The 14,632-nt window shown below is 51.4% G+C and carries 14 protein-coding genes; 10 read left to right on the forward strand and 4 right to left on the reverse strand.

Annotation, left to right across the window (positions count from 1 at the left end):
• Positions 1–2: 2 nt before the first annotated feature.
• From NHAL_RS17360 to NHAL_RS17375, 4 genes are read left to right on the forward strand one after another with little or no spacing between them, the layout of a single operon-like run.
• Positions 3–569 (forward strand): NlpC/P60 family protein, encoded by a 567-nt coding sequence (locus NHAL_RS17360; RefSeq protein ID WP_013034452.1) that lies wholly within the window; start codon positions 3–5, stop codon positions 567–569.
• Positions 556–873 carry a quaternary ammonium compound efflux SMR transporter SugE gene (gene sugE / locus NHAL_RS17365; RefSeq protein ID WP_013034453.1) on the forward strand — a complete coding sequence of 106 codons (318 nt, stop codon included), beginning with the start codon at positions 556–558 and terminating at the stop codon, positions 871–873. The genes NHAL_RS17360 and sugE overlap by 14 nt, the downstream gene beginning before the upstream one ends.
• A 4-nt stretch (positions 874–877) precedes the next feature.
• Positions 878–1,618, forward strand: coding sequence for a TrkA C-terminal domain-containing protein (locus NHAL_RS17370; protein ID WP_013034454.1), 741 nt, complete (start codon positions 878–880; stop codon positions 1,616–1,618).
• Positions 1,615–2,304, forward strand: a complete 690-nt coding sequence (locus NHAL_RS17375) for a type 1 glutamine amidotransferase (RefSeq protein WP_013034455.1) — start codon at positions 1,615–1,617, stop codon at positions 2,302–2,304. The genes NHAL_RS17370 and NHAL_RS17375 overlap by 4 nt, the downstream gene beginning before the upstream one ends.
• Here the strand turns inward: NHAL_RS17375 and NHAL_RS17380 are convergent.
• Positions 2,301–3,539, reverse strand: coding sequence for a threonine ammonia-lyase (locus tag NHAL_RS17380; protein ID WP_238985386.1), 1,239 nt, complete (start codon positions 3,537–3,539; stop codon positions 2,301–2,303). The genes NHAL_RS17375 and NHAL_RS17380 overlap by 4 nt on opposite strands.
• A gap of 113 nt (positions 3,540–3,652) precedes the next feature.
• On the opposite strand from NHAL_RS17380, the gene NHAL_RS17385 reads away from it, so the two are divergent.
• Entirely contained in the window at positions 3,653–4,591 is a 939-nt protein-coding gene (locus NHAL_RS17385) for an ATP-grasp domain-containing protein (RefSeq protein ID WP_013034457.1), read from the forward strand.
• Between the two features lie 2 nt (positions 4,592–4,593).
• Positions 4,594–6,627 carry a CocE/NonD family hydrolase gene (locus NHAL_RS17390; protein WP_013034458.1) on the forward strand — a complete coding sequence of 678 codons (2,034 nt, stop codon included), beginning with the start codon at positions 4,594–4,596 and terminating at the stop codon, positions 6,625–6,627.
• Positions 6,628–6,668: 41 nt separating this feature from the next.
• On the opposite strand, the gene NHAL_RS17395 is transcribed toward NHAL_RS17390, so the two are convergent.
• Positions 6,669–7,721 carry a D-alanine--D-alanine ligase family protein gene (locus NHAL_RS17395; protein WP_013034459.1) on the reverse strand — a complete coding sequence of 351 codons (1,053 nt, stop codon included), beginning with the start codon at positions 7,719–7,721 and terminating at the stop codon, positions 6,669–6,671.
• Between the two features lie 117 nt (positions 7,722–7,838).
• On the opposite strand from NHAL_RS17395, the gene NHAL_RS17400 reads away from it, so the two are divergent.
• Positions 7,839–8,483, forward strand: coding sequence for an NfeD family protein (locus NHAL_RS17400; RefSeq protein WP_013034460.1), 645 nt, complete (start codon positions 7,839–7,841; stop codon positions 8,481–8,483).
• A gap of 7 nt (positions 8,484–8,490) precedes the next feature.
• Here NHAL_RS17400 and NHAL_RS17405 read toward each other — a convergent pair whose 3' ends face one another.
• The gene (locus NHAL_RS17405) at positions 8,491–10,449 is read right to left on the reverse strand and encodes a monovalent cation:proton antiporter family protein (protein WP_041355946.1); all 1,959 of its coding nucleotides are present in this window, start codon (positions 10,447–10,449) and stop codon (positions 8,491–8,493) included.
• A 163-nt stretch (positions 10,450–10,612) separates the two neighbouring features.
• Here NHAL_RS17405 and fusA point away from each other — a divergent pair, with 163 nt between their 5' ends.
• Positions 10,613–12,646 carry an elongation factor G gene (gene fusA, locus NHAL_RS17410; RefSeq protein WP_013034462.1) on the forward strand — a complete coding sequence of 678 codons (2,034 nt, stop codon included), beginning with the start codon at positions 10,613–10,615 and terminating at the stop codon, positions 12,644–12,646.
• An 89-nt stretch (positions 12,647–12,735) separates the two neighbouring features.
• Positions 12,736–13,077, forward strand: a complete 342-nt coding sequence (locus NHAL_RS17415) for a 4a-hydroxytetrahydrobiopterin dehydratase (protein WP_013034463.1) — start codon at positions 12,736–12,738, stop codon at positions 13,075–13,077.
• On the opposite strand, the gene NHAL_RS17420 is transcribed toward NHAL_RS17415, so the two are convergent.
• On the reverse strand, positions 13,049–13,780 hold the full coding sequence (locus NHAL_RS17420; protein WP_013034464.1) for a metal-dependent hydrolase: 732 nt from the start codon (positions 13,778–13,780) through the stop codon (positions 13,049–13,051). The genes NHAL_RS17415 and NHAL_RS17420 overlap by 29 nt on opposite strands.
• A gap of 8 nt (positions 13,781–13,788) precedes the next feature.
• Between NHAL_RS17420 and NHAL_RS17425 the strand changes: the two genes are divergently transcribed.
• A complete protein-coding gene (locus NHAL_RS17425; protein ID WP_013034465.1) occupies positions 13,789–14,592 on the forward strand; it encodes a DUF1499 domain-containing protein in 804 nt (267 codons plus the stop codon).
• The last annotated feature ends 40 nt before the right edge of the window (positions 14,593–14,632 follow it).

The following is a 14,632-nucleotide window of genomic DNA, read 5'->3' on the forward strand; positions in this document are numbered from 1 at the left end:
AAATGGGGAAAAATATAACTAAAAATAGATTGTTACTCGTCATATTTACCCTGATCAATATCGGAGGCTGTGGCACCCCCCCGAGCAAAGTGGATGGGCAGGCTAGAATAGTTCCCCAGAAAGCCACAGTTAATCTCGCCAATCCGGATAGGGTTACGAAACTACTTTATGCACAGTTCAATCATTGGAGAGGCACCAAGTACCGCTTTGGTGGTCTGAGCAAAAAAGGGATTGACTGTTCAGGTTTTGTGCATATTACATTTAAATCAAAGTTTGGCATACACCTGCCCAGGAATACCCAATTACAGTCAAAAACTGGATTAAAAATACCGAAAGCTGAATTGAGAGCAGGTGACCTGGTATTTTTTAAAACGAGCAAACGTAGCAGGCATGTAGGAATCTATGTGGAAAATAAAAAATTTATACATGTATCCACAAAAAAAGGAGTAATGATCTCCAAACTCGACAATATCTACTGGAAACCCAGATTTTGGATGGCAAGGAGATTAAAATATAAAAAAGTGGCAGGAACCCCCTACCATCCAGGGAAGCCAAATGGCGTGGATTAATCTTGTAGTCGCTGGATTATTAGAGATTATTTGGGCCATCGGGCTAAAATATACCGAGGGATTTACGAGGCCCTGGCCAAGCATTTTTACTATTGCGGCGATGGTTGCCAGTTTCTATTTTCTTTCCCAAGCCCTGAAAATTATTCCTATAGGCACAGGATACGCTATCTGGACAGGAATTGGGGTAGCAGGCACAACTATTTTAGGCATTATTCTCTTCTCTGAGTCGGCCGCCCTGCCCCGCCTAGGGTGTATCGCACTGATTGTGATCGGCATTATGGGGTTGAAATTAACATCACCTTAATAAAATGATTGCCATCATTTCTTTACTTGTCATTATCTCCCTTTCAATTCTTATTACCAGAGTTGCAACCATAGCGCTTGCCCATACAGGACTATCAGAGGAAACCGCCCGCTTCCAAGCCCGCTCTGCATTTACCGGCTCAGGTTTTACAACTGATGAAGCGGAGAGAGTGGTTAAGCATCCGGTCCGACGCCGGATCATCATGCTATTAATGTTACTTGGCAATGCCGGAATCGTTACCGCTGTTTCCTCGCTAATATTGGCCTTTGTTAATCAGGGTAATCCGGAACTGCTGGCAATAAAGATAACGTTGTTAGTGGCAGGTATCGTCACCCTCTGGGCCATTGCCTCTAGTCAATGGGTTGACCGCCATTTGGCGCGTTTAATCAATCAGGCGTTAAAACGCTATACCCAATTGGAAATAAAAGATTACGCTGATCTTATCCATCTAGCAGGCGATTACCGATTAGTGGAACTTCAGGTACGACCTCATGATTGGATTGCTAACAAAACCCTTGCAGAATCCTCATTATGGGAGGAAGGTATTGTAGTGCTTGGAATTGAGCGCCCCGATGGAACTTACTTAGGTGCCCCTGTCGGCACAACCAAAATTCTTCCTGGAGAGATCCTGATCCTTTATGGGCGAATTTCAGCGCTTAAAGAAATCGACAAGAGAAAAAATGATAAAAAAGGCGATCGAGAACACCAAGCAGCGGTAGCCAAGCAAAAGAGAATAATTCAATGAAAATCCATTATCTTCAACACGTGCCCTTCGAGACTCCTGCCAATATTGAAAAATGGGCAAAAACCAATGGCCATCCACTCTCGGCCACTCAGTTTTATCGTGGCGACCCGCTGCCTGAAATAGGATCGATTGATTGGCTAGTGGTCATGGGTGGCCCCATGAACATTGACGAGGAAGACAAATATCCTTGGCTGCTACAAGAAAAAAAATTCATCGAACAAGCCATCAAAGCAGAAAAAGTTGTGATTGGGATTTGTTTAGGTGCCCAATTGATTGCGGCGGTGCTAGGGGCGAAAGTATTTCAAAACCAATATAAAGAGATTGGATGGTTTCCTATCCAGTTCACAGAGGAAGCTAGGGCTTCGTCTCTATTTAATTTCTTGCCTCAAAAACTCAAGGTGTTCCACTGGCATGGGGATACCTTTGATTTACCGCCTGACGCCACTCGATTGGCCCAAAGCGAAGCATGTGCTAATCAAGCCTTCATTTATAATAAGAAAGTACTGGCTTTGCAATTTCACCTTGAAGTCAGGCCGGAAAACGTGCGGCAAATCATTGCTCACTGTGAACATGAACTTACTGGGGGTCAATATATCCAGAAATCGGAAGAGATGTTATCCCAGGAAGAAAACTTCAAAAAAATTAATGAGGCTATGGACGGTATTTTAAACAGGCTTCCAGGTTAGTCTTTGCTCATGTCACCATCAGGCAAATAGACCTGGTACTCTGCCTCATCCAATGCCTTTTTTATCCGGCAAACATGCTCCATCCCTCGGGTATGAACGATAAATTCGACTTCCGCTAACGGTAAGGATAAATTGGTGAATGCCCGTTGATGGCGAATCTCTACAATATTAGCTTCTGCACTGCCCAATAATTGAACCACTTCCCCAAGGGCGCCCGGTTGGTCGGGCACCGAAACCCGAATCCGGGCTAAACGGCCAGAGCGCACTAGACCCCGCTGGATAATGGAGGAAAGGACAAGCAAATCAATATTGCCACCGGAAAGGATAAGCCCTACCTGGCGCCCCTTAAATCGATCACGATGATGAACCAGTGCCGCCAATCCTACCGCACCTGCCCCTTCAACCACGGTCTTCTCTATTTCAAGCAACATCAGCACTGCCGCTTCTATGGCCTGTTCATCTACTAGCAAAATATCATCCACCCACTCGGTGATAGCGGCGAGGGTTATCTGCCCCGGTTGCTTCACCGCGATTCCTTCCGCAATCGTGGTGTGGCCACATTTAACGGGCATTCCCTGGGTGGCTTGAAACATAGAGGGGAAACGTGCCGATTCCACACCCACCACTTCCATCTCGGGTTTTAACCCCTTGGCGGCAATGGCCACACCAGAGATTAAGCCCCCTCCTCCCACCGGAACGACCAACGCCTCCAGGTCAGGATAAGAATCAAGCATTTCCAGGGCGATAGTCCCCTGACCTGCGATAATTTTTTCATCATCGTAAGGATGTACCAGCGTCAAACCCTGTTCCCTCGCTAGCTTCAAGGCATAGGTACTGGCTTCGCTCAAACCGGAGCCATAGAGGATAACTTCAGCCCCAAAGGCACGGGTGTGTTCCACCTTCACATTAGGCGTAAAACGGGGCATCACAATGGTTGCCGGGATGCCTAACCGTTGGGCGTGGTAGGCGACCGCCTGGGCATGATTCCCCGCGGACATGGCGATTACCCCCACTTTGCGCTCTTCGGGGGGCAATGACAGCAATTTAACCAAGGCTCCCCGTTCCTTAAAGGCGCCTGTAAAGTGAAGATTTTCAAATTTTAGAAATACCTCTGCGCCGGTAATCTCAGAGAGGGTACGGGAATGGGCACAAGGAGTTACCTCAAGGCTATCGGTGATTAAATCCGCTGCCTCACAGATATCTTGCAGAGTCACTGTCACAGTTGAACTTCCCACAAAATCGACACATCAACTAATCTTAGAAACGGCAGCCCGCAGGGGCACATCCAACCACCGTTTCTAGGATAATATTACGCAACTATCGCTACCCTGGCTATTAGGATTGACATATGCCGATTGTAGAAAAAGATCCCTGGCGCGCTCAGTATTTCGAAAACGTTCCCTGCCCCAAAGACTTGTTCATTCCAACCGACGATGAGCTGGCATGGCAGCTCTATCCCCAATACCGCTGGATTTATAACAAGATATCGATTTGCGAAAGCCAGGGCTTAGATTATGCCCCCCACGACATCTTGCCGCCCACCTTTCCGGTGTTTAGCAAGCCGATTTACAACCTCCGCGGCATGGGAAGCGGTAGCAAAATCATTGAGTCTGCCGAACAATACGAGCGGGAACAGGCGCCAGGACACATGTGGATGCCCCTATTGGAAGGTGAGCATGTGAGCACTGACGTGATAGTGGTGGACGGGGAACCTAAATGGTGGCGTCACACCATCGGTAAAGCGCTGGAGGGCGGCATCTTTGATTATTGGACGATCCTTGCCGAGCCCCGCCCCGTCATTGAAGATTATTGTGGACAGTGGCTACGCCAGCATCTAAAGGATTACACGGGAGCCCTCAACCTGGAAACCATCGGTGGCAAGATCATTGAGGCGCACCTGCGATTTGCCGATCAATGGCCCGATCTCTATGGCTCAGGTTGGTTGGACGCCCTTGTGGAACTTTATGCCCACCACCGTTGGCACTATCGGGATGAGCAACGCCGCACGGGCTACAGCGTCGTATTGTTTGGCGCCCATGGACTACACTATCCACACCTCAACCATAAGACTGTGGATGAAGTTTTGACCGAACCCGGGATTTCCAGCCTCCAGATTACCTTCCTGCCGGATAAGCCTCCGGAAGTCCACGCCATGCCCCCCGGTGGCTTTCGGTTGGCCATAGTGAACTGCTGGGACCTAGAAGCCGGCCTCGCCGCCCGGGAACGATTGGCTTTAGCCTTCTGGTCAACCCAAGAGATCCGCGCGGACAGGATAAGTATAGAGTAATGATGAAAGTCGTCACCTCATTCCCCCACCGGGTGCGGGAAATCGAAAACTGTTGGATCCCCATGTCCGACGGTTGCCGCCTAGCCGCCCGAATCTGGCTACCCGAGAATGCCACCCAATCTCCCGTCCCGGCCATTTTCGAGTATATCCCCTATCGTAAACGGGATTTTACCCGCCCCCGCGACGAACCCATGCACTGTTACTTTGCTGGCCACGGTTATGCCGCAGTACGGGTCGATGTTCGCGGCTCGGGGGACTCAGACGGCCTGTTACTAGACGAGTATCTCCAGCAAGAACAAGATGATGCCATCGAGGTTATCCGCTGGATTGCCTCCCAGCCTTGGTGTTCCGGTGCCATCGGCATGATGGGCATTTCCTGGGGCGGCTTCAATTCCTTGCAGGTAGCAGCTTTACAGCCCCCGGAGCTGAAGGCGATCATCACCCTCTGTTCCACCGATGACCGCTATGCCGATGACGCCCACTACATGGGCGGCTGCTTGCTAAACGAAAACCTGACTTGGGGTTCAGTGCTATTGACTTTTAATGCTTACCCCCCGGATCCTGAACTGGTGGGGGAGCGCTGGCGCGAAATGTGGATGGAACGGCTACACCATGCCGTTTTATTCCCCGAAGTTTGGCTACGCCACCCACGACGGGACAGGTACTGGCAACACGGCTCGGTATGCGAGGACTATAGCCGTATCCGCTGCCCCGTATATGCCATTGGCGGCTGGGCCGATGCCTATTCCAATGCCATCCCCCGGCTATTAAAAGGGTTGTCAGTGCCCCGTAAGGGATTGATCGGCCCCTGGACCCACACTTTCCCCCATGAGGGCACCCCTGGACCCACTATTGGCTTCTTACAGGAAGCCCTACGCTGGTGGGATCACTGGCTCAAAGGGATTGATCGAGGAATCATGGAGGAACCCCTATACCGGGTATGGATGCAAGAAAGCCTGCCCCCCCAACCCTTTTATGAAGAACGTCCCGGTCGTTGGGTGGCGGAACAGCACTGGCCTTCTCCACGGATTACACCCTTGCGGCTGATATTGAACCCCAATCGTCTAGAGCGGGAGGCAACCGCCGAAACAAAACTGATGTTCCAGTCTCCTCAGACCACCGGCCTCACTGCCGGCGACTGGTGCGGCTTTGGCGCGGATGGGGAAATGCCCATCGACCAACGTGAAGATGATGGTAAATCCCTGACCTTTGATTCTGCCCCTCTGGACCAGCGCCTGGAAATTCTGGGAGCTCCCCTAGTCGCCTTGGAGCTTGCCCTAGATCAACCCGGCGCCCTCATCGCCGTACGCCTGAATGATGTCGCTCCCGATGGTGCTTCAACCCGAGTGACTTATGGTCTGCTCAATCTCACCCATCGCCACAGCCATGAGTCTCCTGAACCTTTAAAACCAGGCAAACGCTATACCGTCCAAGTCCAACTCAATGACATCGCCCATGCTTTCCCTCCAGGTCATACCCTCCGGTTGGCGGTCTCTACCAGCTATTGGCCGGTGGCATGGCCCTCTCCGGAGCCGGTTCATCTGACCCTATTCACGGGTAATAGTCACCTAGACCTACCGGTGCGCCCCCCCGACCCCCAAGACCCATCGCTGCGCCCTTTTGAAAAACCAGAAAAGGCGCCTGCCCCCGCGCACCTCACCTTGCGGCCGGCAAAATTTCAACGCACTATTGAGCGGGATCTTTCCACCAATGAAACCTTGTATACCATTTTCAGTGACGGCGGTGATTTCGATGGGGCGGCAGTCGCCCACCTCCACGCCATTGACTTAGACCTTGGCCATACGATCCTAAAACGTTTTCGCATCGGCGAGACCGATCCCCTATCAGCCCGTGCGGAAAACGAGCAAAATGCCTTACTCCGCCGCGGTGACTGGGAAATCCGCATTAAAGCCCGAACCTGCCTGTCCTCAGACCAAGATAGCTTTCACCTCTACGCGGACCTGGAGGCCTATGAAGGGAAAACATTGGTTTTCTCTCGCCGCTGGGAGGAGACCATCCCCCGGGATCGGGTTTAAGCTAAGGATTACTCCCTAGCTGGTTTGGTAGATACCTGCCTTTATCTATATCGAACTTGGGCAGCATGGAGGATTCTTTCCAATAGCTCGGCATAATGGTATCCGGCAAATCCCGCCATCAAATTCAACTTGCCATCCCAACACCAAGCAGGATTAGGATTGACCTCTAACAATTTAATTTCACCCTGGGCATCGGTGCGGAAGTCGAACCGGGCATAATCCCGGCAACCCAACCGTTCGAATAAGAACAGGCAATAATCCACCAAACGCTGGCGCAGATCCTCCTTCAGGGAGGCCTCACAATATTTAATATCGGTCCAGTAAGGTGATTGAGGATCGATTTTAGAAGCATAGGCCAGGATGGGGGGTAAACGACTGGCCACCAGCTTACTATAGTCCACCGCTAGGATAGGCAATATCATAAAACCAGAGGCTGGATTACCCAGTACGCCAACGCTATATTCCTCGCCGGGTAAAAATTCTTGGATCAGCAAATCCCAGTTCGGGAATTCCATAGCGAGCTTATTGAGATAGGCGCGGGCTTGCTGTTCGTCGTGGACCAGGGAGTCTTTGGTGATCCCCAAACTGCCATCTGCCCGGTTAGGTTTGATTAAAACAGGAAAATTTTGGGATACTGCCCCATGGCGGTCATTGCCGCGAACAAAGGTTTCGGCAGGCACAGGAATGCCATGGGTCCTCGCCACCGACCGCACTAAGGACTTGTCATAGCACATCCCCAGACAAGTGGGCCCTGCACCGCTATAGGGGATTCCAAGCATTTCCAGCAGTGCCGGGATATGGAGTTCCTGACGAGCTTGGTTTTTATAGCCCGTATCACAAAAATTGAGGACAAAGTCCGGAGGATCGGCGGTGAGATTGGCGATCAGCGTCGAATGGTTATCCAAATAAGTAAAGCGGTAATCCTGCAACTCTCCCAAGGCCTCTTTAACTCTGTCAACCGCTTCTATATCCTCGGCACTAAAGCGGCCGCCGATTTTGGATTCATCCGGCAAGCGCGGATCACCTAAAATGACTGTGATATGGGGGAAAATCAGCTCCCTAGGGGGGCAAAAATCATCCCTAACTGCAGGCATGCGAGTTCCTTAAAATATTTAACTGCGTAACCCTAGCCATTTCTTGGATTATTACGGCAGGTAAACCTAGTTTAGCAACAAAATCTACTCATTATTATCTCTCAAGGTCTTCCCATCATGGTTAAGCAAGCCCGTGTAATAGGAAATGTCATTTTCCTAGGTGCAATATGCAGTAGCCTATTATGGCTTCGGTGGGGAGATATTCCTGCCCATCTTGATGCCCTTGTCCTCGGTATTTTGGGAGGTGCTGTCCACGGAGGGCTCTATTGGCGGCGTTTGTCCCATCGCATCACACGCCAAGACCGGCGCTTTGGGCGAAATCGGATTTTTGTCCATTATTTATCTTTATTTGAGTTGCTATTAGCTGCTGCCACTTGGAGTCTTTATCTTCTTATTGCCTTGGCTCTTTTAGTATTGGCAGGCTTTCTCTTGGATCTCTTTTCCGGACACTGGTGGAGTATTTTAATGGGGAGTTTCGGCACCACGGCAACCCTGGTCTTGGGGGGCAATATTATTCGCTATGAGCGCCATTATGGAACGCTTTATTACCAATACGATAGTCGCTCTTGGCTTGGAGGAGAAGGGCTGCTCTATCAGCGGGGAAAGACGGTCCAGCCCCTCACCCCCAAAGGCAAAATCATGATCAATGGGGAGTTATGGAATGCGATCTCTCTAGGTGGCGAAAACATCGAAGTCGGAGCGTATGTGGAAGTGATTTCCCGGGAGGGACTCACCCTCTATGTGGATAGTCTCCCTCAATAGCCTTCTTTCAAGGTTTTCCAGTCAGCAAGCGCCGATCGGCGCGCTGGAGTGCCTCGGGGGAACCATGCAGGATTAAGGCATCTTCAGCTTCAATACGCATTTCCGGCGTCGGGTTAGCCCTTCTAATCCCCTGGCGACGCACGGCAGTCACGGTAACCCCGTGGCGACCAAGGGCAAGTTCTTGTAATGTACGCCCTACGGCATAGCCCCCTTTCGGGACCCGAAAGACTTGCAACCGCTCGCGCCGACGGGGAGATCGGCGGCCATGGAAAAAAGTCCGTAACAAACTATAGCGATCGGCCCGAACCTCGGTGCTACGTCTGAGTACTCTTCTGATCGGAACGCCAAGCAACAACAAAATATGAGCGGCTAGGGTCAGACTAGCTTCCAAGGCATCGGGGATCACTTCCGTGGCGCCGGCATTCAAGAGTTCTTCTAAATGGGTATCGTCTATAGTTCGCACCAGAATAGAAATATCCGGCCGGGAAGCATGGATATGGCCTAGGGCCTTCAGCGCCGAGCGCGTGTCATTAAAGGTGATGACCACAGCCTGGGCCCGCTCCAACCCCGCAGCATGCAGTATATGTTCACGAGTCACATCACCATAGCTGACCGGCTCACCTGCCTCAGTAGCAGCCCGTACTCGATAAGGGTCCAAGTCCACGGCAATATAGGGAAAATTTTCTTCGGCCAGAAATCGCCCAATATTCTGCCCCACACGACCATAACCACAGAGGATAATATGGGACTCTAAACCCTTCGCCGTTTCCGCCACTTGTTGAGCAATACCGGTGCGAATTCGTTGCAGGCTGCCGGCAAAAAAGTATTCAGCTAACGTCGTATTAAATCGAATCAACACCGGCGCCACGGTCATGCTCAACAGCACAGCGCTCAATATCACTTGCCCAACAGCCCCCCCCAACAATCCCATATCCAGCGCTAGAAACAGAATGACGAGGCTAAACTCCCCCCCTTGCGCAAGGACGATCCCTACCCGTAATGCCGTACTAGCAGGCAAATGGCTGGCTTTGGCCAGCCCCGCAATCACCCCCCCCTTTACCACTATCAGGCCGGTAGCCAACAAGACCGCTGCTGGCCAAACCTGAACCAGAACTTTCAGATCCACGAGCATGCCCATGGTAATAAAAAATAAGCCTAGCAGGACGTCTTGGAAGGGACGAATATCCGCCTCAACTTGGTGTCTGAATTCCGTCTCCCCTAGCACCATTCCCGCCATAAACCCTCCCAGAATCAGCGATAGCCCCGCCTTTTGTCCAAACCAGGCTGCCCCCAGGCTCACCAGGAGAATAGCCAACATGAACAACTCCGGGGAATGGAGGGAAGCAATGTGGCGAAAAAATGGCCGCACGCCCCAACGTCCTAAAAAGAGCAGAATAAAAAACACCCCGGCTCCCTGGGTCAAGACTGCTACCATGTCCGAAAAACGCAGCCAGGGGGTTCCTTCCGCCAATACCGGCAAAATCAATAACAGGACGATTGTGGCCAGATCTTGAAACAACAGAATACCCACTGCGGTATGGCCCAGCCGAGTGTGAATTTCCGTTTGCTCAACCAATTGCCGGCATACGATAGCTGTCGAGGACATCGCAAGCGCTACTCCCACGGCAAATGCCGCCGCCGGCTGGAGGCCAAAGAAGCCAGCCGCCCCCCCTATCACCAGGGTCGTCAGCCCCAGTTGCATCCCCCCCAGACCCAACACCGTAGTTTTGTCTGCCAATAAGCGAGGGAGGGAGAACTCCAGGCCAATAGTGAACATTAAAAAAATCACCCCCAGCTCTCCCAACCGACGAACAGCTTCTAGGTCCTGCACCCACCCCAGCGCATGGGGCCCCACAATCACCCCCACCAGCAAATAGCCGACAATGGGGGATAAGCGCGCCCGCTGGATCAATCCAACGACCACGAGAGCAGTGCCCAGAAGAATTAAGATATTATCGATTAGCAATTGTCTTACCGGTTTGCTCGCTAGAGGTGAGAAGAAACGTGAGCGGCCCAAAGCAATGACAAAATCGCCGTCCAACTATTGATTAGACAGACGGCCTATGGGTTTATTTCCGTCTTTTTCAACGCATTCTTCCCGTTGTCATTTGTCGGCTATACTTTTAATTATGGCTGCCTACAGAACGGAAGACATCCGCAATATTGCCCTAGTCGGGCATAGCGCCTGTGGTAAGACCACCTTGGTCGAAGCGCTGCTCTACCAATCGGGGATACGCAGTACGTTGGGGAGTGTGGAAAAAGGCGATACAGTCAGTGACTTTGACCCTCAAGAACAACGCCATCAGCACTCTTTGAATGCTTCGCTTATTGGACTGGATTATCAGGGCTGCCATATCAACCTCATTGACACCCCCGGGGACCCGGATCTTGTCGGTCGAACCTTAAGTGTTCTACCCGCCGTAGAGACAGTGGCGATGGTGATCAACGCCCAGTCTGGCATCGAAACCATGACTCGGCGCTTGATGGAGCAGGTGATCAGCCATCGAATGGCCTGCATCCTTATCCTCAACAAAATTGATACGGCACCTGCCCATCTGCAAACAGGCTTGGAGGAAATTCAAACCCTTGTTGGTCCTGAATGCCTGCCTATCAATCTTCCTGCCGAGGGCGCATCCAGGATTATTGACTGCTTTAACCGAGACTCCGGCGAAACCGATTTTTTTTCGGTTGCCAAGGCCCATACGGCCCTCTTGGACCAAGTGGTTGAAGTCGATGAGGCAATGATGGAACATTACTTGGAAAAAGGGAGTATTACCGCCGAGCAACTCCATGCCCCCTTCGAGACGGCCTTGCGTGAAGGGCATCTGATTCCTGTTTGCTTTACCTCGGCCCGTACGGGCGCTGGAATCCAGGAGCTGCTTGACATCTTTGTGAATCTTGCCCCCAATCCCCGGGAAGGGACACCCCATATTTTTGTGAAGGGCTATGGAGAGACCACCCAACGCCTGCTGGCGTTACCGGAGGCGGATAAACCCGTACTTGCCCATGTATTTAAAGTGGAATACGACCCCTTTGTAGGCAAGATGGGCACCATGCGTATCCATCGCGGCACCATCCGGAAAGGCCACCAACTCCTTATTGATGAGGGGGAAAAAGCCTTCAAAGTCTCTCATTTATTCCGGCTACAAGGCAAAGAGCATCTGGAGATGGCAGAGGCTATTCCAGGGGACATTTGCGCGGTGGCCAAAGTGGAAGACTTGCACCTCGACGCCATTTTGCACGGTTCCCATGAGGAAGATGAGGTCCATGCCGAACCCATGGATTATCCCATACCACTGGCAGGACTAGCTCTGGAACCTCAAAGTCGCAGTGACCAACAAAAGGTATCCGATGTGCTGCACAAGCTTGTCGCCGAGGATCCCTGCCTGCGGATTGAACACGACATCGCCGCCAATGAGACGGTCCTGCGAGGTCTTGGCGAATACCATCTGCGGATGGTTCTCGAAAAAATGGATGATCGCTACCATGTCCGGGTGGCGACCCATCCCCCCAGCATTCCCTACCGGGAAACCATTACCCGAGCCGCACAGGGGCATCATCGGCATAAGAAGCAAACAGGAGGGGCCGGCCAATTTGGGGAGGTATTCCTCGAAGTAGAACCTTTGGCACGGGGGGCCGGCTTCGAGTTTATGAATAAGGTCACTGGAGGGGCTATTCCCTCCCAATTTATCCCTGCGGTGGAAAAGGGTGTCCGACAGGCCCTGGAGTCCGGCGCTATCGCAGGCTATCCTTTGCAGGATTTACGGGTCACTGTCACAGATGGCAAATATCATCCGGTCGATTCCAAAGAAATCGCCTTTATCATTGCGGGCCGAAAGGCCTTTTTGGATGCTGTCATTAAAGCAGCCCCCATCGTGCTGGAACCTCTAGTCAATCTGGAAGTGGCTGCACCCAATAGCAATATGGGGGATATTACCGGGGATTTGGCCGCTCGCCGTGCCCGCATCAATCAGACCACCCCCCATGCAGATGGCCAGGTCGTTATCATTGCCCAGGCTCCCCTTGCTGAACTCAGCGATTACGCCTCTCGCCTCAAATCCCTTACCGGAGGGGCTGGCGCCTACTCCATGGAGTTCAGTCATTATGAGCCGACCCTCGCCAATGCCCAAAAGGAGTTGGTGGCACGCTATAGGGCAGGATAACGGCTAAGCCAACAAACTAACGCAAATCACTGCTAACATGTTATAAAGAAACTCCAATAAAACAGTTCACAGTTATTTAAGGTGCCAGAATGGAAGATTTATCCACGATGCAATGCGAAGCCTGTCGTGCAGGGGCGCCACAGGTGACAGAAACAGAAATCCAGGAACTCCATCCGCAAGTGCCTGAATGGGAAATTATTGAAGAAAATAATATTCGTCGCCTGCAACGAATTTTTAAATTTGGCAACTTTGCCGAAGCACTGGACTTTACCAATAAAGTTGGCGCCCTAGCAGAAGAGGCAGGGCATCACCCTGCCATTTTAACGGAATATGGACAAGTGACTGTGACCTGGTGGTCCCATAAAATTAAAGGGCTTCACAAAAATGATTTCATCATGGCAGCTAAAACAGATCAATTGCAGCAGTATTAAACCACCCGTCTACGGGAAACAGCCGCTCAACCAATAACTGATGCACCCGAGAATTGAAGATAAAGGCTAAAAAATCATCTACAGGAGGGGCTAAATAAAACAAAGCCCCTATTAGCAGATAGAGCAACCCGGTCTTAAGCGGGGCGCGGAAACTGCCCAAGTTTAGGGCAGTGCCGAAAGAGCGCTTCACACTCATCCCCATCAGATCTACACTGTAGAGTTCATCCAAAATTAAGTGAGTGAGAAAACCTAGAAATACAAAAGCGCCACAGAGCCAAGCGTTGAGCACCGGGACCTCAAGTGCCTGCACCATCAGCACCACGGTGCCTAACGAAAAAAACAGCGCCGCAGGAATGGAATGAATAAGACCACGATGAACAGTGAGCTGGGTAAACAAGGAAAATATTCCGTAGCGGATAATAATAAAAGAAGCCCCCCATAAAAGCACCAATTCTATAAGAGAGTAATGGGCCCCCAAGTATAAAACCAAGAAAAAACCGGTCATGACCCCGAGCACATTAAACGTCCAGCGAACGGGTATGGAACTGTCAGAATCAATATCAGGAAGTATCCCACCGACCACACCTAAGACAAAATAGGTCATCAGTATCTGTGCTGGGAAAGTCTGCGTTACCATAAGCACGGTAGCCCCGATGCCGCTTACCGCCGCCGCACCAATCATATGGGTATTAAAGTCTGCCATTGTCAATCATGATGAAAATAAAAAAAGATACCGCAAAAAGTCAACATTCCTCGCCCCATCCCCTGGACCGAATTGCACTCTTGGGGATTACGATTGCTATTCTAAGCGCATTTGCAGCGGCCTTATCAGGATTCGGACATCGTCTAGGTTGGTGGCACTTTGCGACTGGCTTTTCAATCCTGCGTTGGGCAGCTCTCGGTGCCCTTGGTAGCACTGTTCTCTCCTTGTGGGGCGCTTTTCGTGCCCGACCACGACGGCAGCGGAGGGGGTTCTGGCCGGCCTTGCTAGGCCTTACCCTCAGCTTGGCAGTGCTCTCCATCCCCCTTTACTGGTTGCTCACGGCACGCTCGGTGCCTCCCATCCACGATATCACCACTGACACCCAGAATCCGCCTGCCTTTTCAGTGCTTCTTCCCCTCCGTGCCGATGCCCCTAATCCCTCTCACTATGGAGGTCCTAATATTGCTGCCCAGCAACAAGAAGCCTATCCAGAGATTAAACCTCTTCGCCTACCCCTAAATAGTAAAGCCGCACTGGATGAAGCACTAGCCGTCGCCCATAGCCTGGGGTGGAAAGTAATCGGGGTCGAATCACCTGAGACGGAAAAAGGTAATATCCACATCGAAGCTACCGATTCGACATTCTGGTTTGGCTTTGTCGACGACATCGTCGTTCGCATCACGCCGCTTGACAAGGGTTCTAAAATTGATGTGCGCTCCGTCTCCCGGGTAGGCCGCAGTGATGTAGGCACCAATGCGCGCCGGATCCACGCTTTCTTAACGGCACTAAAAGAGCGCGCAGCAATAAAATGACAAAAAATAAACGTCCAAAATTTATAGCCCTTACCGTTTA

It is taken from the genome of Nitrosococcus halophilus Nc 4 (genome assembly GCF_000024725.1).
Classification (GTDB): Bacteria; Pseudomonadota; Gammaproteobacteria; order Nitrosococcales; family Nitrosococcaceae; genus Nitrosococcus; species Nitrosococcus halophilus.